The sequence below is a fragment of the Myxococcales bacterium genome (assembly GCA_016717005.1).
GTDB lineage: Bacteria > Myxococcota_A > Polyangia > Haliangiales > Haliangiaceae > UBA2376.
Genome location: JADJUF010000039.1, coordinates 234518 through 259441, shown reverse-complemented (window position 1 = coordinate 259441; position 24924 = coordinate 234518). Strand labels below are relative to the sequence as shown.

Sequence of the window (24924 nt, the reverse complement as noted above, 5' to 3'; positions counted from 1 at the left end):
ATGGCCGACCGCGTGCTGCTCATCGAGGACGACCGCGAGCTGGGAGCCCAGATCGTGGCGACCTTGCAGCGCGCCGGCCTCGGCGTCACCTGGTGGACCGAGGGCCGCGTGCCCGACCCGGCCGAGATCGATCTGCTGATCGTCGATCTGATGCTGCCGGGCGTGTACGGCCTCGACATCCTCAAGGCGCTGCGCGCGCGCTCGGACACCCCGGCGCTGGTGCTGTCGGCCCGCAACGACACCAACGACAAGATCCGCGCGCTCAAGCTCGGCGCCGACGACTACATGACCAAGCCGTTCTGGCCCGAGGAGCTGGTCGAGCGGGTGCGCGCGCGCCTGCGCCGCCCGACGCTGGCGCGCAGCGACGTGATCGAGGTCGGCGACCTGCGCATCGGCGTCGCCGAGCGCCAGGCCTGGGTCGCCGATCGGGCGATCGAGCTGACCCGCGCCGAGTTCGATCTGCTGGCGGCGCTGGCGCGGCGGCCGGGCGCGGCGGTGACCCGGGCGGCGCTGGTCGACGCGGCGCTCGACGCCGAGCGCGACGGCGCCGAGCGCACGCTCGACGTGCACGTGTCGCGGCTGCGCAAGAAGCTCGGCGACGCCGGCCTGATCCAGACGGTGTGGGGCGTGGGCTATCGGCTGGCCACGAGCGCGCCCGCGTGAACCTGCGGCCGCGCCTGGCGCTGACCACGGCGGCGGTCGCGGTGCCGCTGGTGCTCGGCCTGGTCTGGCTCGACGCGCGCAGCCGGCACCGCGCGGCCGAGCAGGCGCTGGCGCACCTGGCGCAGAGCCGGGTCGAGCGGCCCGACGAGCAGGCGCGGTGCGAGGGTGATCCGGTCCGGTGGGGGCGACCGCTCGGCCTCGGGCCGGGGCCGGGCCGTCATGACGGGCCCGCACACCGACCGCCGCCGCCCGGGCCGCGCGCGGCGCCGCCGGAGTTCTTCGCCTACGACGCCACCCTGGCCAGCGGCGACGCCCGGGCGCCGGGGCTCGCGCCCGCCCGCGTGGCCGCGCTCGCGCAGCAGGCGTGGATCGCGATCGATCGCGCGACCTTCGACGAGCGGGTGTCGGTGCTGGTGCGGACGCCGTGGCCCGACGGGCCGTGCGCGTACGTGCTGGTGCGCGGCACGTCGCCGCGCGGGTTCATCGGCGCGATCTTGCCGGCCAGCGAGCTGTGGCTGGCGCCGCTGGCGGCGGTGCTGGTGGCCGTGCTGATCGTGGTCGGCCCGGTGGTGCGCCGGGTGCGTCGGCTCACGGCCGAGGTCCGGCGCTCGGCCGCCGGCGGCTTCGTCGACGCGCCCACGCCGACCGGCACCGACGAGGTGCGCGCGCTCGGCGACGCGTTCGTCGCCGCCTCGGCCGAGGTCCGCCGCCAGCTCGCGGCCCGCGACGATCGCGAGCGCGCGCTGCGCGAGTTCCTGGCCAACACCACCCACGACGTGATGATCCCGCTGACCGTGCTGACCCAGCACCTGGCCTCGCTGCGCGCCGGCGTGCGCACGCGCGAGCCGGCCGAGCTCGATCAGATCGTCGCGCAGGCGATGGACGAGGCCCACTACCTCGCGGCGCTGCTCCACAACCTGTCGGTGGCGGCCCGGGTCGACGTGGCCGAGCCGCGGCTCGAGCGCTCGCCGATCGATCTCAACGCCCTCGTCGCGCGGGTGATCGCGCGCCATCGCCCGGTCGCGGTCGAGCGCGGCATCGAGCTCGACAGCGGCGTGCCCGAGCGGCCGGTCATCGTCGACGCCGATCTGACGATGCTCGAGCAGGCGGTGTCGAACGTGGCCTACAACGCGATCCGGTACAACCGCCGCGGCGGCCACGTCGCGGTCGTGCTCGATCGCGCCGACGACGACTTCGTGCTGCGCGTGCTCGACGACGGGCCCGGGATCCCGCCGCCCGACCTCGGCAGCCTGATCGGGCGGGGCTTCCGCAGCGACGCCGCGCGCACCCGGACCACCGGCGGCCACGGCGGCCACGGCATCGGCCTCCACATCACCCACACGGTCGCCCGCCTCCACGACTACCGCCTGACGTTCCGCAACCGCGAGCCGACCGGGCTCGAGGTCGAGCTGGCGGGCGCGGTCGCGACGCGCTCGGTCTGACCGCGTACACTCGCGCCGATGGTCCGGCTCGCCACCTGTGCGCGCGCGGCGGTGCTCGGGCTGCTGATCGGCGCAGCCCTGGGGGGCTGCCGCGGCCGCCGTCGGCCGCCGCCCGACGCGCCGCTCGCTGTCGACGCCCCGCCGCCGGTGGTGCTGACGCCGGCGCTGATCGCGCGGCTCGCGAGCCTGGCCGTGCCGGGCCACGACGTGCGGGTCCTGGCCCGCGGCGAGCGCGACGTGGCGCTGGCCGTCAGCGCCGGCGACGTGCGCGCGACGGTCACGGTCGCCAGTTGCCTGGCGTGCGTCGCGATCGACGTCGCGGCGTGGCAGGCCGATCGGGCGGCGCTGGCAGCGTTGTGGGCCCCAGCGGCGGAGGCCGGACCCGCAGCGTCCGGCGCGGCGCTGACGCTCGCGGCGCTCGCGCTCGCCGACACGACCGCGATCACGATCGACGCCCGCCGCGGCGCCGGCGCCGGCGCGACCTACACCGGCTACTGGAACGACGGCGCGACCCAGGTCCTTGCGACGTGCGAGGTGCCGGCGCTGGCGGCGGGCGCGACGTCCCCGTGCGCGCCGGTGGTGGCGACGGCGCTGGCGGCGGCGGTCGCGGCCTTGCGGTGAGGACCCCCTGACGGGCGGCGTCGAAGGCTCGCCGGTGAACGGCTGACACTCGGGCGCAACCAATCGAGATCACTAGCCGGATCCACTGGTCCGACCTTCGCATCTCCGACGGGCATCATGCGCAACGTCCTCTCGCTTGTCGCCCTCGCGGTCGCTCTCGGCTCGACTGGATGTGATCACTCGATGGTGGTCGCGCGGCCCAAGGAGCAGAAGCTCGACTCGGCCTACACGACCATGTGGGTCCGCGATCTGCGCGCCCACGCGCAGGACGGTGACATCGTCCTGCGCCGCGGCTACGCCGTCTTGTCCGACGTCATCTTGCTGGTCACCGTCGGCGCGCCGATGAGCCACGCCGCGATCTACGACGGCGAGACCGGCACGCTCATCGACGCGGTGTCGAGCGGCGTGCGCGAGGTCCCGGCCGAGCGCTTCCTCGACGCGGCGCACCGGTGGATGATCGTGCGGCCGGCCAACCGGACGCCGGCGCAGCGGCGCGCGGCGGTCGCGCGGGCGCGCGCGTCGATCGGCACAGGCTTCGACTTCGCGGGCTTCGTCGGCATCGACAACCCCGACCGCTTCTACTGCTCGGAGCTGGTGGCCTGGGCGCTCGACGACCGCGACGGGCTGTTCGCCGACGATCTGCTCGTGACCCCGGCCGAGCTGACCGCGGTCGGGCCGACGATCTACGCCTCGGCCGACCGGGGCGGGCTACCGACGACCGAGGTCGACCCGTACTGGCGGTAGCCCTGCCAGCCCTTGCCGCACGGTCTCGGTTATCGTGCCGGCATGTCGCTCGTTCGCCACCGCATCATCACCGCCGTCATCGTCGCCGCCGCGCTCGCGGGCGGATGCAAGAAGCCCAACCCCGCCGCCAAGGATCAGCCCGAGGCCGAGGGCTCGACCAAGGACCTCGCGAGCGATCGCTCGATGCAGGTGATGAACTACTACGTCGAGTACTTCAACGACATGATCGGCGAGCTCCCGTCGCTGACGCGCAACTACTGGGATCGCGCCGGGGACGCCGGGCTCGACGTCGAGACCATGACCAAGTGGGGCAACGTGATCTGCGCCGGCACCGGCTGGATGAAGATGAAGCGCGACAAGGCCAAGGAGCGGGTCGCCCAGGTCGAGCGCCAGTCGAGCGGCGAGTTCGCGAAGATGCCGCCGCTGGCCAAGGCCATGTTCGAGACCGCCGTCGCCTACGCCGACCAGCGCGACGCCATGTGCGCGTACGTCAAGGGCGGCGGGTTCAAGGCCGACAGCGGCGCCAAGGCCAAGGCCATCCACGACGACCTCGGCAAGGCCCGCGACACCTTCGACGCGTCGGTCGAGGCGCTGGCGACCGAGCTCGAGCGGATCGAGGACGCCCAGAGCAACGCCGAGCTGGCCAAGCACGAGGCGGCCAAGAGCTACGGCTACTGGTTCCGGTTCGCGACCATCCGCGCCAACGAGTTCCTGCGCTTGGCGCGCCGGGACGCGGTCAAGGGCGAGGCGGTCCTGCCGCAGCTCGAGGAGGCGATGACCGGCTTCGCCGCGTTCACCACCGCCCAGGGCGCCAAGGCCCACGCGTCGTTCGTCGGCTTCGGCAAGCAGGTCGAGCGCATGCAGAAGGCGATCGCCAAGCTCAAGCCGGCGCTGGCCAAGGCCAAGACGCCGGCGGCCAAGGACGCGGCGATCGCGGCGGCGATGGACGATCTGCTGTCGATCTACAACACGATGGTCAGCCTCCACAACACGCTGATCGGGCTCGAGAGCACCGGCCAGCTCAAGTAGCCGACGGGCCGACGGACCGGCGCGCCGACGGGCCGACGGGCCGACGGGCCTGCGCCGACGGTGGCGGGTGGCCGACGCGGTCGCGCGCCCGTGCTGACCGTGGCGGGTGGCCGACGTGGCCGCGCGCCCGTGCTAAGGGATCAGCGTGCGCTACGTGGTCCTGTTCTTCGCGGCGATCGCGGCCGAGATCGCCAGCGTGGTGATCGCCGCCGACCTGATCGGCTGGTGGACGCTGGCGGCGCTGGTCGGCGCGGTCGGGCTGGGCGTGGTGGTGCTGACCGGCCGGGGCGTGATGATCGTCAGGGACGTGACCGCCGCGCTCGGCGCGGGCTCGTCGCCGACGCCGGCGATCGTCGACGGCGCGCTCGCGGCCGTCGCCTGGGTCCTGCTGATCACGCCCGGGTTCGCGTCCGACGCCGTGGCCCTCGCGCTCTTGCTGCCGCCGGTCCGCGCGCTGGTCCGCGATCGCCTGATCGCGCGGGTCCGCACCGGCCTTGAGGCCAACGGCGTGGTCACCGGCGGCGGGTTCGGCGGCGTCGGGCCCGACGGCGCGATCGACGTCGACGGTGTCGAGGTCCGGGTCGAGCCGCCGCCGCGCCCGACCTTGCCCGACGCGCTCAACTGAGCGACGCCTGGCGCGCGCCGCGGGCACACGGGCGGCACGCCCGGCCGGCGCCCGAGCAGCCCGGCGACCGGTGCTCCGGCGCGCAGGTCGGCTCAGCGATCCTGGTCCTTCTTGGAGATGTGCGGGATGCGCGGCACGACGATGGCGTAGACCGTCGCGCCGAGCGCGATCAGCAGCCAGCCGAAGCCGATCGCCATGCCGATCGCGGCGGAGAACCAGACGCTCGCCGCGGTGGTCAGGTTGGTGATCTTGCCGCCCTCGTCCTGCTTGAGGATCATGCCGGCGCCGAGGAAGCCGACCCCGCTGACCACCTGGGCGGCGATCCGCGCCGGGCTGGCGGGATCGATCGCCAGCGAGATGAAGGTGAACATCGCGGCGCCGCCGATGACGAACGAGTTGGTGCTGATGCCGGCGGGCTTGCCGCGGGCCTCGCGCTCGACGCCGATCGCGAAGCCGCAGAGGAGCGCCACGCCGAGGCGGACCAGGAAGTCGACTTCAAGGCCGGTGGTCAGTTCGAGCGTCACGGGCGTCACGTAGCACGATCCGGCGGCGTGGCAGGTCTCCGGGCCGGGCGGACCCCGGGCGACCATCCGTCGCGGCCAGGCGCTCGACTCGCCCGACGCGCTCACCGGATCGTCCACGCTCGCGAGCGCGCCGGCGCCACGCGCGAGCGCACTTCGACGACCGCGCCCGGAGAGGCCACGAGGAGCGAGCTCGCGCAGCTCTCGAGGAAGGCGGCCGTGGACGCCTGCCGCTCCGCCACGCGGAGCTCCTCTTCATAGCGCCGCTCGTCGGGGATGATGTTGACGAGCTGGATGTCGTTCGAGTTACGAATGAAGGTCATCGTCAGCAAGCGTCCAGGCCCGCGGGGCGTGCGCACCTGCACGATGTCCTCCCTCGCCGAGGCCGGTCGCGTCGGCCAGTGAAGGCTGGGAAGGTCGTCGCACCCACGCCTCCGGGCGCACGCTCCAGATCGCGTTCCAGCGCGCGAGCGTCCGCTGCACATCGAGCACGCGGATCGAGCGCAGCACCCCGGGGACCATGTCGTGACTCGATCAGCTCGACGTGCCGGGGCTCGTCGCCTGTCGATCGGGGACCGAGCGATCAGCCCGCGAGCGCGACCCGCGCGGTGACCGGGTTGTGGTCGGACAGGCCGCCGGCGTCGACGACGGCCGCCGCCAGGGGCCGCGCGCGCACCGCGATCACGTGGTCGATCGTCGTCGACTTGCCCGCGGGGTCGGTCCGCGGTCGCGTCGGCAGCGCGGGCTCGGCGGGCAGCGCGAACGCGTGCGCGAGGCCGAGCGCGGCGCCGACCGCGGCTCGGTCGGCGTTGAAGTCGCCGCCGATGATCACCGCGCCGGGGCCCGCGCCAACCGCCGCCGCCACCCGCGCGAGCTGCCCACCGAGGCGGCTGCCGTACGTGACGTGGGTCGACATCAGCAGCGCGCCGGTGTCCTCGAGCTCGACGGCGAGGTAGCCCTTGCCCGGATCGTCGTCGAAGGCGGCGGCGGCGCGCGGGCGCGCGGCCAGCCCGGCGCGACACACGATGACCAGGTGCTCGCCGGGGTCGCGCAGGGTCGCGCGGTGGGTGGTCCCGGCCCGCGGCGCCGGCACCCGGGGGTAGCGCATCGCGAAGACGCTCGCGCCCGGCGCCAGCGCCGCGCGCAGGTCGGCGAGCTGATCGCCGGAGACCTCCTGCAGCAAGAAGGCGTCGCCGCCACCAGCGAGCCAGGCCGCCAGGCGCCCGGTGATCGCCGCGACGCGCGCGTCCTCGTCGCCACGGATCCCCGGCACGTCCTCGCCCCAGTTCTCGGCGTGGATCCGGTGCAGGAGGTTCCACGTGACCAGCGCCAGCTCGGTCGCCGCGGCGGCGGTGGCAGCGGGAGCCCGAGGCGCGGCTCGATCGTCATGGCGGCGGTGCGTCGTCACCCTGGACTGGTACCACCTCGGCGCCGCGGTCGCCGAGCCTCGCGCCACCAGGTTCCGTTCCGGCTCCGGCTCCGGTTCCGGCTCCGGTTCCGGGTTTGGCTCCGGGTCGTGCACCGCCGGCACAAGGTTGCGCCGATCGTGCGCGACGGTGCGCCGCGCGGGCGCGCTCGTCGGCGCTGCGCGCGGATCCAGCGCGGTACGCGGCGTGCACTTACCGGTGCGCATGAAGCGAACTCCACCTGCGCGCCGCACCGCCGCGGCGTCCTTGCTGCGCCGTGCTCTGCCAGGGCTTGCCAGCCTGCTCCTGCTCGGCGCCGCCGGCGCGTGCGGCATCGTCCACCCCGACGCCACCGACGGCGGCCCGCCGCCCATCGACGCGCCGCAGGAGATCGACGCCGGCGTCGACGCCGCGCCCGACGCGACGCCGCAGCCCCCGCCGACGGCGAGCCGTGCGCTCGTCACCGGCGCCGGCCGCATGACCAGCGCGACCTACACGTTCGAGGTCGAGCTCGGGCACCCGGTCGATCAGCGACCGGCGCGCGGCGCCACCGTCACCCTCGAAGGCAACACGGCGATCGAGCCGTGACGTCGCAACGAACCCACGGAGCATCGACCATGACGTTGAAGACCCCGCTCATCGCGCTCGCGCTCATGCTCGCGGCCGGCACCGCCCACGCCGTCCCCGAGTCCACCACCTTCGCCGGCCGGCTGCGCACCGCCGCCGGCCCCGTCGACGGCGCCGTCGACGTGACGTTCACCTTCTACAGCACCGCGGTCGGCGGCTCGTCGCGGTGGTCCCAGACCCTGAACCTGACCGCCGACCAGGGCCTGGTGTTCGCGGTGCTGGGGTCCGCGAGCAACCCCCTCGACCAGACCGTGTTCGACGGCGGGCCGCGCTACCTCGAGCTGGTGGTCGGGGGCGAGACGCTGTCGCCGCGCCTGCCGATCGCGTCGGTCCCGTACGCGGTCCACGCCGGCGTCGCCGACTCGGCCGACCGCCTCGGGGTGCTGGCGCCCGACGACGTGCAGCTCCGGGTCGCGGGCACGTGCCCCGCCAACCAGGCGATCCGGGCGATCGGCGCCGACGGCACCGTGACGTGCGAGGTCGACGACGTCGGCACCGGTGACATCACCGCGGTGACCGCCGGCGCTGGCCTGACGGGCGGCGACATCACCGGCGCCGTGACCCTGGCGGTCGACCCGAGCTACGTGCAGCGCCGGATCAACGCCAGCTGCCCGGCCGGCCAGGCCATCCGGGCGATCGCCGTCGATGGGACCGTGACGTGCGAGGTCGACGACGTCGGCGGCAGCGGCGGCATCACCGGGGTGACCGCGGGCACCGGCCTCACCGGCAGCGGCACCAGCGGCACCGTCCCGGTCGCGATCGACGGCACCGTCGTCGCGCGCAAGGACGCGGCCGGCGGCAACCAGACCTTCGACGGCGGCACGCTGCACCTGGACTACGGCGCCAACCGCGTCGGCGTCGGCACCACCGCGCCGGGCTACCCGCTCGACGTCAGCGGCACCGTCCGCGCCGCCGAGTTCCGCTACGCCACGCCGCGGACCCACACGTACTTCGTCGCCGGCTCCGCGTTCACGCCCTCGCCCGATCTGTCGCCGTGGTCGGCCCAGCAGCTCAAGGGCCGGCTGCTGAGCGGCGCGTCGCAGCGCCTGCACGCGCCGGTGAACCTGCCCAACGGCGCGACGATGACCGACCTGAGCTGCTACGTGATGGACAACGAGCCGTCGGCCGATCTACAGGCCGGCACCCGCGCCTACCTGACGACCTGGCAGTACGGCGGGGCCGAGGTCATCAACAACCTGAACAACGTGGTGCTCGGCACCACCGGCGCCAGCACGACCACCCAGACCAAGTCGGTCGCGCTGGCGCTGGCCTTCAACAACACCGCGGCGGGCTACTTCCTGAACGTGAGCTACGCGTGGACCGCCAACACCACCGGCGCCAACGCGTTCTTCGGCTGCAAGATCACCTACACGACCGACGGCGCCGAGTGAGCGCGTCGCCTGCGGCCGGGAGCGCTACACCGCCGCGTGACCGCGGGGGCCGATGACCGTGGGCGCGAGCCAACCGCGGGCCGCGCGGCTCACTTGACGATGATCGACGCGCCGACCTTGGCGACGTCGTCGGCGGTGGGGCGCTGGGCGGTCGGCACCAGGACGCCGCGCTGGCACGCCGGGCGCTCGGCCATCGCCGCCATCCAGCGCTGCAGGTGGGGCAGCCCGTCGACGGTGACGCCCGACCACGGGTGGGTCCGCACCCACGGCCAGGTCGCGATGTCGGCGATCGAGTAATCGCCGGCCAGCCACTCGACCTCGCCCAGCCGACGATCGAGCACCTCGAACAGCCGCCGGCTCTCCTTCTGGTAGCGCTCGATCGCCGCCGGCAGCTTCTCGGGGAAGTACCGGAAGAACACGTTGGCCTGGCCCATCATCGGCCCGACCCCGCCCATCTGGAACATCAGCCACTGCAGCACCGTCGAGCGGCCCTTGGCGTCGGTCGGCATCAACCGGCCGGTCTGCTCGGCCAGGTAGATCAGGATCGCGCCCGACTCGAACACGACGAAGTCGTCGGCGCTGTGATCGACGATCACCGGGATGCGCCCGTTGGGGTTCAGCGCCAGGAACTCGGGCTGCTTCTGCTCGCCCGCGGCCAGCGACACCGCGCGGACCTGGTACGGCAGGCCCAGCTCCTCGAGCGCGATCGAGGCCTTGTGCCCGTTGGGGGTGGGCGCGGTGTGCAGCGTGATCATGGCGCGACCGTACCCCAGGCGGCGCCCGGTCGCCGTGACCGCGCCGCGCGCTCAGCGCGGCGCCGCGGCCAGGGTGATGCCGCGCTCGCTCAGGAGCACGCCGGTGGCGTGGAGGCGGGTGGCGGTGGCCTTCTGGTGGTCGAGCAGCGCGGTCAGCTCGGCGACCTGGGCGATGGCCAGCTCCTCTTGCCGCTGCGCGATCAGGAAGTTCGACGACGAGCCGTTCAGGAACTTCCGCTGCTCGAGCTCGAGGCCGTCCTCGGCCAGCTCGCGGAACCGCGCGGCGGCGGCGACCTGTCGGGCCGCGCTGGCCTGGATCCGCACCGCGTCGCGCACCTCGATCCAGATGCGCTGCAGCGCCGCCTCGCGCCGGGTCGCGACGATCTGCCGCTGGTGGCGCTGGATCTCGACGGCGGCGCCGCTGCGGCGGCCGAGCGGCGTCCAGGTGAGGTCGAGCATGACGGTCCACCCGCGGGCGTCGGCGCCGCCGAGATCGCTGAGGCTGGCGCCGGCCGACGGCGCCTGGCCGATGAGCGTGCCGGTCAGGCCGAGGTCGATCTTCGGCAGGCGATCGTTTTGGGCCTGGCGGACCCCGAGCCCGGCGTCCTGCACGTCGACGTCGAGCTGGGCCGGCTCGGGCCGGTTGGCCAGCGCCACCGCCAGCTCGTCCTCGGCGGTGAGCGGGCTGGGCGCGAACGCCGGGCGCTCGACCGGCACGATCGCGCGGCCCCAGTCGGCGCGCGGGAGGTTCATGACCGCGCGCAGCCGATCCCAGGCCGCGTCGACCGCCTGCTCGGCCTGCACCTGCTGGAGCTGGCGCTGGGCCAGCGTGCCCTCGGCGCTGATCAGGTCCGACGGCGGCAGCACGCCGGCGTCGATCTGGCGCTGGGTCAGCGCGAGCTGGTCCTCGGCGCGGCCGGCCGAGCGCACGCTCAGGTCGTGGCGGTACAGCGCCGCGACCACGTCCCAGTACGCGGTCTCGGTCCGCAGCACGACGTCGGCGACGACGACCTCGAGCTGGCGGCGCTCGCGATCCGACGCGAGCTTGGCGCGCAGGATCGACAGCCTCGGGATGACCAGGTCGAGCGAGAACCCGCGCAGGAGCGGCTGCGACACCCGCAGGTTCGCGGTCGAGCGCACGTTGAGGTCGGCGACCGCGGCGGTCGAGCTCGAGCGATCGCGCGCCAGGTCGAAGTCGGCGCTGAGCGTGAGGCCGGTGGCGAACCGCTGCTGGTAGGTGAGCGCGAGCGTGTCGGCGACCGAGGTGTTGATCGTGTCGGGCGAGCCCTCGAGGATGCTCGACGACGGCGACCGGACGTCGCCGTGGCGGTAGCTGACGCCGAGCACCGGCTCACGATCGCCCAGCGCGACGTCGATCCCGCGGGCGGCGATGGCCACGGCCTCGCGCTCGAGCACGACGTCGAGGTTGTTGCGGACCGCGACCTGGATCGCGTCGATCAGCTCGAGCTGCCACGCCGACGCCGGGTCGACGCCGGCCGGCAGCGTCGGGGCGGTCGTGACGAACTCGGGCGGCTGGTAGGGCGCGGGCGCGGTCGTCGCCGGCTGGGCCCCGGCCGACGGGACGGCGACGGCCGCGGCGAGCGCGGCGGCCAGGAGGTGGGCGCGGGGGACGAGAGGCATCACGAGCGGCTCCGGGGCGAGAGGGACGGCGCGGCGACGCGGGGCGGTCGCTGGGCAGCGCGGGGCATGGCTGGGCAGCGCGGGTCATTCGCTGTGCAGCGCGGCGATGGGGTCGAGGCGGGCGGCGCGCACCGCCGGGTACAGGCCCGACGCGACGCCGACGGCGATCGACACGCCCAGCGACAGCGCGATCGACCACGTGGTCACGACCGTCGGCCAGCTGGCGTAGGCCGCGACCGCGCGCGCGATGCCGACGCCGATCGCGACGCCGAGGAGGCCGCCCAGCATCGCCAGCGCGAACGCGGTGACCAGGAACTGGAAGCGGATGTCGGCGCGGCGGGCGCCGACCGCGCGCCGCACGCCGATCTCGCGGGTCTGCTCGAGCACCGACGCCAGCATGATGTTCATGATCCCGATGCCGCCGACCAGCAGCGAGATGCCGGCGATGAGGCCCATCACCAGGCTGAACAGCCGCTGGGTCTGCTCGCTGTGCTGGAGCAGCGCCTCGGGCACCACGATCTCGTAGTCGCCGACGCCGCCGTGCAGGCGATCGAGCAGCGTGCCGACCACCGCGCCGGTCTCGCGGGCGGGCGCGCGCGGCGTCAGCCGGACCACGATCTCGGTCAGCGGCGACTTGAGCGGATCGCGATCGAGCTTGCGCAGCGCGGTCGTCAGCGGCAGGTAGATCTCGCGCTCGGTCGAGCTGACCGCGATGCCCTGGACCGAGGTGGCGGCGGTCGGCTCGGGCGCGAGCACGCCGACGACCTCGACCCAGACGTCGTTGATCTTCAGATCGCGGCCCAGCGCCGGGTCGGCGCCGAACAGCTCGCGGCGGACCGCGGCGCCGATCACCGCGACCTGGGCGTGGTGGGTCTCGTCGGCGGCGTCGAAGAACCGGCCCTCGGACAGCGCGAACGGCGTGACCTCGCGGTGGCGGTGGCCGACGCCGTAGACCCGGGCCTTGGTCTTGCCGCTGCCCGACAGGATCTTGTAGGGCTCGATCTCGAGCCGGGCCGCGGCGAAGTCGACCCCGGGCACCGCCTCCTCGATCGCCTCGACGTCGCGCTGCGACAGGCCGATCGACTTCTTGCGGATCTCCTCGAGCTCGTCGGGCTTGTACGACTTGGCGCGCACGACCACGTTGCGGGTGCCGAGGCGATCGATCAGCGCCAGGGCCTGGCGCTCGGCGCCGGCGCCGATCGACAGCATCGCGATCACCGCGCCGACGCCGAACATCATGCCGAGCGTGGTCAGGAGCGTGCGCAGCTTGTGATCGGCGAGGTTGTCGAGCGCGACCCCGAGCGCGTCGAGCAGCCGCCTCACGGCGCGCCCTCGCCCGCGGCGGCGCCGGCCGAGCCCGAGCCCGAGCCGGCCAGGGCCGCGTCGGTCGTGACCGTGGGATCGCGCAGCGCGATCCGGTCGCCGGCGGCCAGGCCGTCCTTGACGACGACCCGGCCGGCGGTGGCGGCGCCGAGCACGACCGGCACCGGCTCGAACCCGCGCGGGCCCTTGCGGTAGACCAGGTTCTGCTCGCCCTTGCTGATCACCGCCTGGCGCGGCACCACCAGCGCGTCCTCGTCGGCCAGGGTCAGCGTCGACTGCACGCGCTGGCCCGGCTTCATGACCGCGCGCTCGGTCGTGTCGAGCTCGATGACGACCGCGAAGTACTGGACCGGCGAGCTGGCCAGGCGCGGCTTGGCCAGCTTGTCGACCAGGCGGATCTTGCCGGCGAAGACCCGGCCGGGCCGGGCCTCGATCGTGACCTCGGCCGGCTGGCCCTCCTTGAGCCCGCTGGCGTCGACCTCGAGCACGAACACCTCGGCCTCCATGTCGTCGAGCAGCGGGATCTCGGCCACGCCCTGGCCGGGCCACAGCTGGTCGCCGACCCGCGGCACGGTCCCGCGCCAGCCGCGGCGCAGCACCAGGATGCCGTCGTGGGGGGCGCGCACCTCCATCCGCTCGAGCGCGGCCTTGGCGTGGGTGATCGTCAGCTCGGCCTTGGCGCGCTCGACCCCGATGACGCCGGCCTTCGACCGCGACAGCGACCGCTCGATCTGCTTGACCTGCTCGGCGTGGGCCTGGCGCGCGCCGGCCAGCTTCTCGTCGATCTCCGACTCGACGATCTGGTTGTGCGAGAACACGTCCTGATCCTTCTGCTGGAACGCCCGGGTGCGGTCGAGCTCCTGCCCGGCCAGGGCCGCGGTGGCGTCGCGGCCGGCGACCGCGGCCCGCGACTTGATCTGCTCCTGGGTCAGGCGGGCGTCGGCGACCGCGAGGTCGGCCTGGCCGTCGCGCAGGGCCCGGGCCGGCTCGCTCTGATCGAACCGGATCACGACCTCGCCGGCCTTGACCAGCGAGCCGTCCTCGGCGAGCCACGCCAGCTTCATCGGGCCGCCGCCGCCGCCGCTCTGCGGGACCGACAGCGGCGTGGCCTTGACCGCGCGCAGCGCGCCCTCGGTCGTGACCTTGCGGACGAACCGCTCGCTCGTGACCACCACGGTCGGGACCTCGGCCGGCGCCGCGGTGCGCGTGACCCGGCGCCAGCCGGCCCAGCCGCCCGCGCCGACGAGCGCCACGACCACCAGCGTCAGCAGGACCTTCTTCATGGCGCGCTCCGGGCGGGATCGATCCGCGACACGCGGTCGCCGATCGCGAGCCCGGCCACGACCTCGATCGTCGTGGCGTTGCGGCGGCCCAGGGTCAGCGGCACCGCGGTGACGTCGTCGCCGCGGACCCGGTACGCGACCGGCCCGGCCGCGGTCACGAACACCGCCGCGACCGGGATGACGACGACGTCGGCGACGCGCGCGGTCTCGATCTCGCCCCGGAAGCGCATGCCCGGGCGCAGCGGCTGACCGTCGGTGTCGGTGAGCTGCAGCTTGACCTGGGCGACCTTGCTCGGATCGTTCTGCGACCGCGCGCCGACGTTCTTGGCGATCTTCTCGACCTGGCCGTGGAGCTGGACGTCGGGCAGGGCGTCGAGCCGCAGGCTGACCGCCTGGCCCTCGGCGACCCGGGCCAGGTCGACCTCGTCGACGAGCCCGCGCCCGATCATGCGGTCGAGGCTGACGATCTTGAGCACCGCCTGCATGCGCCAGACGCTGTCGCCGACCTTGCTCTTCTCGCCGCGCCACGTGGTCGGGTAGACGACGGTGCCGGCGCGCGGCGCGGTGATCGCCATGCGCGCGATGTTGCCCTCGACCCCGGCCAGGCGGCCGGTCGCGTAGGCGAGCTGCTCGGTCAGGCTGGCGAGCTCGGCCGCGTCGGCCCGCGTCGTGGCGGCGGCGTGGTTCTTGGCGCGCTCGAGCGCCATCTCGGCCAGCTGGTGGTCGGCGGCGAGCAGCTTGAGCTCGACCGCCGCGGTCTGATCGGCGATCGCGCCGGCCTTGAGCGCGGCCTTGCGCAGGTTGGCCTCGGCCTCCTCGAGCCGCAGCGCCTCGTCCTTGCGCGCGAGCGCCGCGTCGATGCGGCGCTTGGCCAGCTTCTTCGACGCGGCGTCGGCCTCGTTGCGCAGCGAGTCGAGCTCCTGCTCGAGGTTCGAGGCGTCGAACGCCACCACCGGCGCGCCGGCCGCGACCTCGTCGCCCTCGTCGGCGAGCTGCGCGATCTTGAACTCCCACACCTCGGGCAAGGGCGGGGGCATCACGTCGGTCGAGTCGACGGCCTCGAGCTCGCCGGTGACCTCGACGGTCAGGACCAGGTCGGCGCGCGCGATCACGACCAGCTCGTCGCCCGACGGCGCGCCGCCGCAGGCCGCGATCAGCGCCAGCGCGGCGAGCAGGCACCGGCGGCTCACGGCGCACCGCCCAGCTCGACCGCCTCGTCGACGGCGAGGCCGCGGGTCACCACGCACGCCTGGGCGTCGCACGCCCCCAGCTCGATCGCGCGGGTCGCGCCGCCGGGCAGCCGGGCGACGGCGCCGGCCGCGGTCACCCGGACCGCGCCGCGCGGCACCAGCGTGGCGCCGGTGATCGGCGGCGGCCGCAGCTCGACCTTGACCGACATGCCGGGCCGGGTCTCCTGCCCGGCCCGCGGCGTCAGCGCCAGCGTGACGTCGAACGTCTTGCGCAACGACGTCCGGCTCTTGCTGCGCGCCACCGGCGTGATCGACCGGACGGTGCACGGCAGGGCCGCGTCGGGGAACGCGTCGAGCACGCAGCTGCCGACCACGCCGACGTCGATCTTGCCGTCGTCGACGTCGGACAGCTCGGCCTTGACCTCGAGCCCGCCCGCGAGATCTGGCAGCGTGATCACCTGCCACCCGGGCTGGGTGGTGTCGCCGGTGTGCAGCTTGCGGCCCTCCCACGGGTGCTCGGCGACGACGATCACGCCGTCGCGCGGGGCCATCAGCACCAGCTCGCCCATCGCCTGGGTGGCGTCGTCGATCCCGCGCTGGGCCTTGGCGAGCTCGATCTGCTTGACCCGCAGGTCGAGGCCGGCGGCCTTCCTGGCCGCGGCCAGATCGAGCTCGGCGGCGGCGACCGCGGCCTCGGCGCGACGGAGCTCGAGCTGTCGCTCCTGGGCGGTGCGCCCGGCCAACAGCTCGGCCGGGACCGCCGCGAGCACCTGGGCCTTGGCCAGCGCCACCGATCGCTCGCGGACCTCGGCCTCCTTGTCGGCCAGGGACACCGCGGTCAGATCACGGTTGCTGCGCAGGTCCATCTCGGCCTGGCGCACCAGCAGCTTCTTCTGCTCGAGCTGGCTGGTGAACGCCGAGTTGTCGAACTCGAGCACGCGCTCGCCGGCCTTGACCAGCTCGCCGTCCTCGGCCATCCACCGGATCGAGAGCTGCCAGGTGTCGGTGCGCGGCGTGGTCAGCTCGATCGCGGTGGTCGCGCGCAGCTCGCCGGTCAAGACCACCCGCGGCGCCAGGTCCCCGGCGGTGACCCGGCCGCGTCGGGGCCCGGCGCCGTCGCCGTCGCCGCTGGCCCGCGCGCGATCGCACGCGCCGGCCGCGACCGTCAGCGCCGCCGCCACCAGCGCCCGCGTCGCGATCACGCCGGCACCGCCGCGTAGGCCACGTCCTTGCCAGGGCCGTCGGCGACGATGCGCCCGTCGGCGAGCCGGATCGCGCGCTGGCACCGGGCCGCGATCGCGGGCTCGTGGGTGACGATCAAGATGGTGTTGCCCTCGCCGTGGAGCCGGTGGAACAGCGCCATGATGTCCTCGCTGGTCGCCGAGTCGAGGTTGCCGGTGGGCTCGTCGCACAGGAGCAGCGACGGATCGGTCACCAGCGCCCGCGCGATCGCCGTGCGCTGGCGCTGGCCGCCCGACATCTGGTTGGGGCGGTGGCGGGTGCGCTCGGCCAGGCCGACCTTGGCCAGCGCCGCCGCGGCCCGGGCCAGGCGCTCGCGGGCCGGCACGCCGCGGTAGACCAGCGGCAGCGCCACGTTCTTGACCGCGGTCGAGCGCGGCAGGAGCTGGAAGCTCTGGAACACGAAGCCGATCTGCCGGTTGCGGGCGCGGGCGCGATCGTCGTCGGACAGGTCCTGCACGTCGGTGCCGTCGAGCCGGTAGTGGCCGCTGGTCGGGGTGTCGAGGCAGCCGAGGATGTTCAGCAGCGTGCTCTTGCCCGAGCCCGACGTCCCGATGATCGCGACCATCTCGCCGCGCGCGATCTCGAAGCCGACCCCGGCCAGGGCGGCGATGCGCTCATCCCCCATCTGGTAGTAGCGGGTGATGTCGCGCAGCTCGATCAGCGGTCCCGGCACGTCTCATCTCCAAGCATGCTCATCCAGTCCACATTCCCGTTGATCCCGTTCACTGCACACCGCACGGTCGATTTCGCCTCAAGCAGCGTTCGTGCCAGCGCTGGGGCCGCGCTGGGCCCGTGCGCGGCGCTGGCGCCCAGGCGACGGTGCCATTGTGGCAGACCTGAGGTCGACGTGTCGCCATCCGACACCGCGTACGACCAGCGGTTGCGCCGTCCGTGACGCAGGATACGGTGGGGGCCCGCGGAGCGCCTCGGGGCGGCGCCGGGCCGCGCGTTCCGGGGTAAGGTCCGCGCCGTGAGTCAGATGTCATTTGGTCCGCGCCTCGCGGCGGTGCTCCTCGGCCTCAGCGCCACGCTCCTCGGCTGCGGCGGTGACGGCGGCGGTGGTCCGATCTTCGCCGACGATCACCCCCGCATCTACCTGCAGCGCAACCGCGACCGCCTGGCGGCGCTGGTGACCGCCGACGCCGCGAGCTGGACCCGGTTCAAGCGCATCGTCGACCTCCAGCTCGATGGCGCCGACATCTACGCGTTCCAGGCCTGGTACGCGGCGCTGGTCGGCCAGCTCACCGGCGAGCCGCGCTACTGCGCCGCCGCGGTCGAGCAGATCGACGCGTTCGTGTCGGACGAGGAGGACAAGATCAGCGCCGGCGACCGGCCGGCCGCGGCGTTCGACAGCTACCTCGAGGTCGGCGCGCTGGTCGGCGATCTGGCGCTCACCTACGACTGGTGCTTCGACGCCACGTCGGCGAGCCAGCGCACCCGCTGGATCGCCTACGCCAACCAGGCGGTCTGGAACGTGTGGCACCCCGACGACGCCAACTGGGGCGGCCCGGTCATGGCGTGGAGCGGCTGGTCGATCGACAACCCGTCGAACAACTACTACTACTCGTTCCTGCGCGCGACGATGTTGCTCGGCATCGCCACCCGCGGCGAGACGCCCGAGGGCGAGCAGTGGATCGCCAAGTTCCGCGACGACAAGATCGGCGGCCAGCTCCTGCCGACGTTCGAGCGCGACCTGGTCGGCGGCGGCTCGCGCGAGGGCACCGGCTACGGCGTCGCGATGAAGAACCTGTTCGAGCTCTACGACTTCTGGCAGGGCTCGACCGGCGAGGCGCTGGCCGACACCACCGGGCACAGCCGCGCGTCGATGCTGCACATGATGCACGCGACCGTGCCGACCCTCGATCGGATCGCGCCGATCGGCGATCACTCGCGCGACTCCGAGGCGCTGTGGTTCGACTACCACCGCCACTACCTGCAGACCCTGACGTACCTGTTCGAGGACGACCCCCTCGCGGCCCGCGCCACCTCGTTCCTGGCGGCGACGTCGGTGCCCGAGATGGACCAGCCGTTCATGTACGTCTACGACTTCCTGTACTCGACGACGATCACCCCGGCGCCGTTCACCGATCTCGGCCGGGCCTACTACGCGCCCGGCGTCGGGCAGCTGTACGCGCGCTCGAGCTGGGCCACCGACGCCACCTGGCTGTCGTTCATCGCCGGGCCCTACACCGAGTCCCACGCCCACCAGGATCAGGGCTCGTTCATGATCTACAAGGGCGCCTGGCTGGCCTACGACGGCGTCGTCGACTCGCAGGACGGCCTGCGCCAGGAGCCCGAGGCCCACAGCCTGCTCCGGTTCGAGCGCGGCGGCGCGACGATCGGCCAGCGCGAGGGCACGACCTCGCAGATGGCGGCGGTCGCGCGCGGCCCGGGCTGGCTCCACGCCGCCGGCGACCTGACCGCGGCGTTCGGCAGCTCGGCGCCGATCGATCGGTGGCAGCGCGAGCTGGTGTTCCTCGAGCCCGACGTGGTCGTGATCTACGACCGGGTCACCGCCGCCGCCGACGTCGCCCAGGTGTGGCAGCTGGTGGCGCCGGCTAGCTTCACCGTCGCCGGCGCCGCCGCGACCACGACCAGCGGCGGCCACGCGCTCCGGGTGCAGCGCCTGCTCCCGGCGACCGCGACCGGCACCGCCGGCGGCCTCGGCGGCGACTTCACCGGCGGCTTCCGCTACGACGAGCGCTCGATGGGCACGACCCACCACCTGCACGTGGTCTCGCTCGACGGCGCGGTCACCGCGGCGACCGCCGCCGACGCGGCCGGCCAGGACGGCGTCGCGCTGACCCTGGCCGACGGCCGCACCGCGACGGTGCGCTTCAGCCAGGACGCGCTCGGCGGCACGCTCGCGATCCGCGGCGGCGCCGGCGACGTCGACGCCACCCTGCGCGCGGGCGTCACCGCGCTGCCCGAGCGCGAGTGAGCCTGCTGGCGGCCGGCGCGACCGTCGCGGCGCGCTATCGCGTGCGCGGCGTGCTCGGCCACGGCGGCATGGGCGCGGTCTACGCCGTCGAGGCCAGCGACGGCCGCCGGTTCGCGATGAAGACCGCGCTGCCAGATCTCGACGACGGCGGCGAGGCGGCGCGCCGGCTGGCGCGCGAGGCCAACGCGTTGCAGCTGCTCGAGCACCCCAACATCGTCGGCGCGATCGAGCTGGTCGTCGACGGCGGGCGGCTGTACCTCGTCGTCGAGCTGATCGAGGGCCGGCCGCTGTCGGCGCTCGGCGTCGACGGCGCGCTGCCGCCGCGCCGCGCGCTGGTGCTGACGCGGCAGCTGCTCGACGCGATCGAGCACGCCCACGGCCGCGGCGTGGTCCACCGCGATCTCAAGCCCGACAACGTCCTGGTCACCGCGGTCGGGCCGGCCGACGATCCGTTCGATCGGGTCAAGGTGCTCGACTTCGGGCTGGTCAAGCTGCTCGACGACGCGGCGGCGATCGTCGGCGGCGATCGCCTGACCCGGACCGGGATCGCGTTCGGGACCCCGGCGTACATGGCGCCCGAGGCCGCGCTCGGCCGGGCGATCGATCGCCGCGTCGACCTGTACGCGGTCGGCGTGATCCTGTTCGAGCTGGTCACCGGGCGGCTGCCGTTCGTCGGCGACGACGCGCTGACGCTCTTGCGCGCGCACGTCGGCCAGGCGCCGCCGCGGCTCGCCGACGTGGTCGGCCCGGCGCCGTGGTGCACGCCGGCGTTCGAGGCGCTGGTGGCCGGCGCGCTGGCCAAGGCGCCGGCCGATCGGTTCGCGTCGGCGACGATCATGCGGGCCTGCCTCGACGACGCGTTCCTGAGCCTGCCGTGACCGCGGGGGCGCGGGCGTAGTAGAGTCGACCTTTGCGGACGATCCTCGACGACACCGTGGCCGCGCCCGACGCCGGCGACACCGCGCGCGACGACACCGTCGCGGCCGACGACACCGCGCGCGACGACACCGTCACGGCCGACGACCCGTCGCTCGGTCGCGCCTCGTCGTCCCGGATCCGTCCGTCGACCGCGGCCCCGGCCGCGGCCCGGGCCGACTATCCGCAGCTGGTCGAGGTCGACCCGGCCCACTACGTGGTCGAGCGCGAGATCGCGCGCGGGGGCATGGGCCGGATCCTGGTCGCGCGCGACCGCCGGCTCGGGCGCGACGTCGCGGTCAAGGAGATGCTGGTCAGCACCGGCCGGGTCGCGCGCCGGTTCGAGCGCGAGGCCCGGATCTCGGCGCGGCTGCAGCACCCGTCGATCATCAGCGTCCACGAGGCCGGCACCTGGCCGTCGGGCGAGCCGTTCTACGCGATGCGCCTGGTGACCGGGCGCTCGCTCGATCAGGCGATCGCCGCGGCGCGGTCGTACGCGGAGCGGCTGGCGCTCCTGCCGAGCGTGCTGGCGGTGGCCGACGCGATGGCCTACGCCCACGGCCAGGGCGTGATCCACCGCGACCTCAAGCCCCGCAACGTCGTCGTCGGCGAGTTCGGCGAGACGGTCGTGATCGACTGGGGCCTGGCCAAGGAGCTCGGCGGCGCCGACCTCGAGGTCACGCCCGACCCCGACCGGCCCATGCCGGTGAGCGGCGGCGACGCCGGCCCGAGCGGCAGCGCCAGCTTCGGCGACACCGTCGTCGGCGAGGTCCTCGGCACCCCGGCGTACATGCCGCCCGAGCAGGCCAACGGCGTCGCGGTCGACGCCCGCGCCGACGTCTACGCGATCGGCGCGCTGCTGTATCACCTGCTGACCGGGCGGGCGCCGTACCAGGCCGACAGCACCGCCGAGCTGCTCGCGGCGGTGTTCGCGGGCCCGCCGGTGGCGCTGCGGGCGCTCGCGCCCGAGGCCGCGTCCGAGCTGGTCGCGATCGTCGAGCGCTCGATGGCGCGGGATCCGGCGGCGCGGTACCCGACGGCGCGCGACCTGGCCGAGGACCTGCGCCGGTTCCAGAACGGCCAGCTGGTCGGCGCGCACCGCTACTCGCTGCGGCACCTGGTCCGGCGCTGGATCCGCCGCAACCGGACCCTGCTGACAGCGGTGGCCGCGGCGGCGGTCGTCGCGATCGCGATCGGCGTGGTCGCGATCCGCCGGGTGGTCGCGGCCGAGCGCCAGGCCCGGGCCGAGCGGGCCAGCGCGGTGCGACACCAGCAGGACGCCGAGGAGCTCATGCAGTTCATGCTGGGCGATCTGCGCGAGAAGCTGGCGCCGGTCGGCAAGCTCGACCTGCTCGACGCGGTCGCGCGCCGGGCGGTGGCGTACTACGACGCCCGCGGCGGCGCCGACGCCGCCGAGGATCACTTCCTGGCGGCGACCGCGCGGATCGCGCTGGGCAGCGTGATCGAGGCCCGCGCCGATCTGCCGGGCGCGCTGGCCGAGTACGAGCAGGCCGCCGCCGTGCTGGCGGCGCTGGTCCGCGCGCACCCCGACGTCACCAAGTACGAGCAGCGCTCGATGGACGCCGACAACAGGATCGCCGACGTGCGCCAGGAGCAGGGCGACCTCGCCGGCGCGCTGGCCAGCTTCCTCGACCTGCGGGCCCGGGCCGAGCGCCAGCTCGCCCTCGATGCGACCGACGACAAGGCCCTGCAGGTGGCGGCCCTCTACCGCGGTCGCGTCGCCAAGGTGCTCGAGCGCCAGGGCGAGCTCGAGCCGGCGCTGACCGAGTTCCAGGCCGCGCTCGCGCTGGCGATGCGGCGGGCCGAGCTGGCGCCGTCGGCGTCGGCCGACAAGTCGCTGGTCATCGCGCACAGCCACGTCGCCAGGCTCCTGGCCGACGCGCGCCACGACCTGCCGGGCGCGCTCGCGGGCTATCGCACCGGGCTCGCGATCGGCGAGCGCCAGGTCGCGCGCGCGCCCACCGACCCGCGCTGGCTGCAGGACGTCGCGCTCAGCCACAACGAGGTCAGCGCGATCTTGATGGAGCAGCGGGACCTCGCCGGGGCCCTGGCCGAGGTCCAGGCCGCCCGGCGCATGATCGACCGGGCGATCGCGATCGATCCGACCAACATGGAGCGGCTGTCGACCGGCGCCACGATCGGCGAGCGGGCCGGCATGATCTACCTGGCGCAAGGGGACCTGACCAACGCGACCGCCGAGTTCACCGCGTGCGAGGCGATCTCGACCGAGCTGGCGGCGCGCGACCCGTCGAACCTTGAGTCGCAGCGCGCGCGCACGCTGATCGCCAACAAGCTCGGCGACGTGCGCATGAAGGCCAAGGACCCGCGGGGCGCGCTGGCGGCGTATCGGAGCGCGCTGCCGATCCGCGAGCGCCTGGTCGCCACCGATCCGACCAACGCCGGCTGGCGGCGCGATCTGTTCTACAGCCACTACAAGATCGCCAAGGCGCAGCGCGAGGTGCCTGATCGCGCCCAGGCGATCTTGTCGTTCCGCGCCGCGCTCGCGATCGCCGAGGTGACCCGGGCTGCGCACCCCGACAACGAGACCTTCGCGCGCGACGAGGCCGAGACCCGCGGCGAGCTCGCGCTCGACCTGCGCGCCGGCGGCGAGGTGGCCGCGGCGCGGGTCGAGGCCCGGGCCGCGCTGGCGATCGCGCAGCAGATGGCGGCGCGGCCCAACGCCAGCGCCGCGTGGGTGGGGGTGGTCGACGAGCTGACCAAGCTCGCGGCGCCGTGAGCCGGTGCGCGCGCTGCCGCCGGCCCGCGGCGATGTGCTACTGCGCGCTGCTGCCGCGCCTGCCGACGCGCACCCGCGTCCTGCTGCTGCAGCACACCCGCGAGCGCGACATGGCCCACGGCACCGCGCGCATGGCCAGCCTGTGCCTGCCCGACGCCGAGCTGCACGTCGGCGTCGACTGGGCCGCGCGGGCGCCGGTGGTGCGGGCCCTGTCCGATCCGGCGCGGCCGGCGATCCTGCTGTACCCGGGGCCCGACGCCGTCGACATCTTGACCGCGCCGCCGACCGGGCCGGTGACGCTGGTCGTCGTCGACGGCACCTGGGCCCAGGCGCGGCGGGTCGTGCGCGACAACCCGCTGCTCCAGGCGCTGCCGCGCTACGGCTTCGTGGCGCCGACGCCGTCGCGCTACCGCATCCGCCGCGAGCCCGCGGCGGCGTACTGCTCGACGATCGAGGCGCTCGCGCACGTGCTCGGCGTGCTCGAGGGTGAGCCGGTCCGGTTCCAGGCGTTGCTGGCGCCGTTCGAGGCGATGATCGACCGCCAGCTCGCGTGCGAGGCCAGCGGGCCGAGCCAGCGCGATCGGCGTCCACGCCCGCGGACCGCGCCGGGCCCCGCGCTGCCCTCGGAGATCGCCGCGCGCTGGGACGCGCTGGTGTGCGTGGTCGGGGAGCCCAACGCCTGGCCGGCGCGCCTGCGCGCGACCGCGCCGCCTGACGAGCTGATCCACTGGCTCGCCTGGCGACCGAGCGACGGCGCGCTGTTCGACCAGATCGTCGCGCCCACCGGCGCGCTGGCGCCGCACACCGAGCTCCACAGCGAGCTGACCGCGACCCAGCTCGCGGCCGGCGTCACGCACGCCGAGCTGATCGCGCGGTTCGCGGCGTTCGTGCGCCCGACCGACGTGGTGTGCGCGTGGGGGCCGCGCTCGCCGGCGCTGTTCGCGGCGGCACGGCGGCGCGCTGCCCGCGGCCCGCCTCGACCTGCGCGCGGTCGCGCAGCGCTACGCCCGCGCCAAGGTCCCCAGCCTCGAGGCCCTGGTCGGCCCGACCCCGGCGCTGGCCGGCGGCCGCGGCGGTCGGCGCCTGGCGATGCTCGATCGGCTGGTGCGCGGCTGGCGCGCCCAGCTGGTCGCCGCGGGCGCATGACCGGGCCATGGGGCCGCGCTCGCGCCGTGCCGCGAAGCGACGTAGACTGGGCATCGAGCGATGCGCGAACCGGTCCGACGTCAGGCCGTGGTCGATGACTTCTGGGCGATCCCAGAAGCCGAGCGGTTCCACGAGTTCATGGGCGGCGAGCTGATCGAGAAGGCCGCCCCGAGCGGCGAGCACGGGACCGCCCAGGCCGGCGTCGTCGGGGCGGTGCACGCGCCGTTCCAGCGCGCGCCCGGTCGAGGTGGCCCCGGCGGCTGGTGGATCGCCACCGAGGTCGAGGTGCGCTTCGCCACAGGTGAGATCGTGCGTCCCGACGTCCTGGGTTGGCGTCGCGACCGGTGCCCCGATCGGCCGGTCGGGTTTCCCGTCGACGTCGCGCCCGACTGGATCTGCGAGGTGGTCTCGCCTGGCAACGCGACCGACGACACCATCAAGAAGCTGCGCCTCTACCATCGGGTCGCGATCCCGCACTACTGGCTGGTCGATCCGCGCGAGGCGACGCTGACGGTGATGCGGTGGAGTCCCGATGGGTACGTCACGGTCGTGCGGGCCGAGCGCGGCGAGGTCGTGCGCGCCGAGCCGTTCGACGCCATCGAGCTCGCCGTCGGCACGCTGTTCGGCGACGAGCCACCGGCGTGAGCCCACGGGCGGCGCG

Annotated in this window: 23 protein-coding genes and 1 pseudogene; 13 read left to right on the top strand and 11 right to left on the bottom strand. The window is 74.4% G+C overall.

What is annotated here, in order from left to right; all coding sequences use genetic code 11:
* From IPL61_32130 to IPL61_32105, 6 genes are all read left to right on the top strand, one after another.
* The gene (locus IPL61_32130) at window positions 1-663 is read left to right on the top strand and encodes a response regulator transcription factor (protein ID MBK9035847.1); all 663 of its coding nucleotides are present in this window, start codon (window positions 1-3) and stop codon (window positions 661-663) included.
* Window positions 660-2105: a HAMP domain-containing protein gene (locus IPL61_32125; protein ID MBK9035846.1), complete on the top strand. Its 1446-nt coding sequence runs from the start codon at window positions 660-662 to the stop codon at window positions 2103-2105. Before IPL61_32130 ends, IPL61_32125 begins: the two co-directional genes overlap by 4 nt.
* A gap of 18 nt (window positions 2106-2123) precedes the next feature.
* Window positions 2124-2726 carry a hypothetical protein gene (locus IPL61_32120; GenBank protein ID MBK9035845.1) on the top strand — a complete coding sequence of 201 codons (603 nt, stop codon included), beginning with the start codon at window positions 2124-2126 and terminating at the stop codon, window positions 2724-2726.
* Window positions 2727-2909: 183 nt separating this feature from the next.
* Window positions 2910-3470: a hypothetical protein gene (locus IPL61_32115; GenBank protein ID MBK9035844.1), complete on the top strand. Its 561-nt coding sequence runs from the start codon at window positions 2910-2912 to the stop codon at window positions 3468-3470.
* Window positions 3471-3512: 42 nt separating this feature from the next.
* A complete protein-coding gene (locus IPL61_32110; protein MBK9035843.1) occupies window positions 3513-4499 on the top strand; it encodes a DUF3829 domain-containing protein in 987 nt (328 codons plus the stop codon).
* Between the two features lie 145 nt (window positions 4500-4644).
* Window positions 4645-5124, top strand: coding sequence for an FxsA family protein (locus IPL61_32105; GenBank protein ID MBK9035842.1), 480 nt, complete (start codon window positions 4645-4647; stop codon window positions 5122-5124).
* A 92-nt stretch (window positions 5125-5216) separates the two neighbouring features.
* Here the strand turns inward: IPL61_32105 and IPL61_32100 are convergent, their stop codons facing one another.
* From IPL61_32100 to IPL61_32085, 4 genes are all read right to left on the bottom strand, one after another.
* Window positions 5217-5648 carry an MgtC/SapB family protein gene (locus IPL61_32100; GenBank protein ID MBK9035841.1) on the bottom strand — a complete coding sequence of 144 codons (432 nt, stop codon included), beginning with the start codon at window positions 5646-5648 and terminating at the stop codon, window positions 5217-5219.
* Between the two features lie 101 nt (window positions 5649-5749).
* Window positions 5750-5968, bottom strand: a complete 219-nt coding sequence (locus IPL61_32095) for a hypothetical protein (protein ID MBK9035840.1) — start codon at window positions 5966-5968, stop codon at window positions 5750-5752.
* Window positions 5952-6155 carry a hypothetical protein gene (locus IPL61_32090; protein ID MBK9035839.1) on the bottom strand — a complete coding sequence of 68 codons (204 nt, stop codon included), beginning with the start codon at window positions 6153-6155 and terminating at the stop codon, window positions 5952-5954. Before IPL61_32090 ends, IPL61_32095 begins: the two co-directional genes overlap by 17 nt.
* A gap of 73 nt (window positions 6156-6228) precedes the next feature.
* Complete coding sequence (locus IPL61_32085; protein ID MBK9035838.1) at window positions 6229-7053, bottom strand: endonuclease/exonuclease/phosphatase family protein; 825 nt, start codon at window positions 7051-7053, stop codon at window positions 6229-6231.
* Window positions 7054-7201: 148 nt separating this feature from the next.
* On the opposite strand from IPL61_32085, the gene IPL61_32080 reads away from it, so the two are divergent.
* Both IPL61_32080 and IPL61_32075 read left to right on the top strand, forming a co-directional pair.
* Window positions 7202-7639 carry a hypothetical protein gene (locus tag IPL61_32080; protein ID MBK9035837.1) on the top strand — a complete coding sequence of 146 codons (438 nt, stop codon included), beginning with the start codon at window positions 7202-7204 and terminating at the stop codon, window positions 7637-7639.
* Window positions 7640-7668: 29 nt separating this feature from the next.
* On the top strand, window positions 7669-9069 hold the full coding sequence (locus tag IPL61_32075; protein MBK9035836.1) for a hypothetical protein: 1401 nt from the start codon (window positions 7669-7671) through the stop codon (window positions 9067-9069).
* Between the two features lie 89 nt (window positions 9070-9158).
* Here IPL61_32075 and IPL61_32070 read toward each other — a convergent pair whose 3' ends face one another.
* The 7 genes from IPL61_32070 to IPL61_32040 form a co-directional block, all read right to left on the bottom strand.
* Window positions 9159-9824: a glutathione S-transferase N-terminal domain-containing protein gene (locus IPL61_32070; GenBank protein ID MBK9035835.1), complete on the bottom strand. Its 666-nt coding sequence runs from the start codon at window positions 9822-9824 to the stop codon at window positions 9159-9161.
* Between the two features lie 51 nt (window positions 9825-9875).
* Window positions 9876-11465, bottom strand: a complete 1590-nt coding sequence (locus IPL61_32065) for a TolC family protein (GenBank protein MBK9035834.1) — start codon at window positions 11463-11465, stop codon at window positions 9876-9878.
* An 84-nt stretch (window positions 11466-11549) separates the two neighbouring features.
* A complete protein-coding gene (locus IPL61_32060; protein ID MBK9035833.1) occupies window positions 11550-12788 on the bottom strand; it encodes an ABC transporter permease in 1239 nt (412 codons plus the stop codon).
* Window positions 12785-14071, bottom strand: a complete 1287-nt coding sequence (locus IPL61_32055) for an HlyD family efflux transporter periplasmic adaptor subunit (protein ID MBK9035832.1) — start codon at window positions 14069-14071, stop codon at window positions 12785-12787. Before IPL61_32055 ends, IPL61_32060 begins: the two co-directional genes overlap by 4 nt.
* Window positions 14068-15261, bottom strand: a complete 1194-nt coding sequence (locus IPL61_32050; GenBank protein MBK9035831.1) for an HlyD family efflux transporter periplasmic adaptor subunit — start codon at window positions 15259-15261, stop codon at window positions 14068-14070. The genes IPL61_32055 and IPL61_32050 overlap by 4 nt, the downstream gene beginning before the upstream one ends.
* The gene (locus IPL61_32045; protein MBK9035830.1) at window positions 15258-16463 is read right to left on the bottom strand and encodes an HlyD family efflux transporter periplasmic adaptor subunit; all 1206 of its coding nucleotides are present in this window, start codon (window positions 16461-16463) and stop codon (window positions 15258-15260) included. The genes IPL61_32050 and IPL61_32045 overlap by 4 nt, the downstream gene beginning before the upstream one ends.
* Window positions 16460-17128: an ABC transporter ATP-binding protein gene (locus IPL61_32040; GenBank protein ID MBK9035829.1), complete on the bottom strand. Its 669-nt coding sequence runs from the start codon at window positions 17126-17128 to the stop codon at window positions 16460-16462. Before IPL61_32040 ends, IPL61_32045 begins: the two co-directional genes overlap by 4 nt.
* Window positions 17129-17473: 345 nt before the next feature.
* Here IPL61_32040 and IPL61_32035 point away from each other — a divergent pair, with 345 nt between their 5' ends.
* The 5 genes and pseudogenes from IPL61_32035 to IPL61_32015 all read left to right on the top strand — a co-directional run bounded on the left by IPL61_32035 (window position 17474) and on the right by IPL61_32015 (window position 24908).
* Entirely contained in the window at window positions 17474-19444 is a 1971-nt protein-coding gene (locus IPL61_32035; protein ID MBK9035828.1) for a hypothetical protein, read from the top strand.
* Window positions 19441-20322, top strand: a complete 882-nt coding sequence (locus tag IPL61_32030) for a serine/threonine protein kinase (GenBank protein ID MBK9035827.1) — start codon at window positions 19441-19443, stop codon at window positions 20320-20322. Before IPL61_32035 ends, IPL61_32030 begins: the two co-directional genes overlap by 4 nt.
* 32 nt (window positions 20323-20354) lie before the next feature.
* A complete protein-coding gene (locus tag IPL61_32025; protein ID MBK9035826.1) occupies window positions 20355-23117 on the top strand; it encodes a serine/threonine protein kinase in 2763 nt (920 codons plus the stop codon).
* A pseudogene (locus tag IPL61_32020) lies at window positions 23114-23668 on the top strand (DTW domain-containing protein). The gene IPL61_32025 and the pseudogene IPL61_32020 overlap by 4 nt, the downstream one beginning before the upstream one ends.
* Window positions 23669-24323: 655 nt before the next feature.
* Window positions 24324-24908, top strand: coding sequence for a Uma2 family endonuclease (locus tag IPL61_32015; protein ID MBK9035825.1), 585 nt, complete (start codon window positions 24324-24326; stop codon window positions 24906-24908).
* Window positions 24909-24924 lie beyond the last annotated feature (16 nt).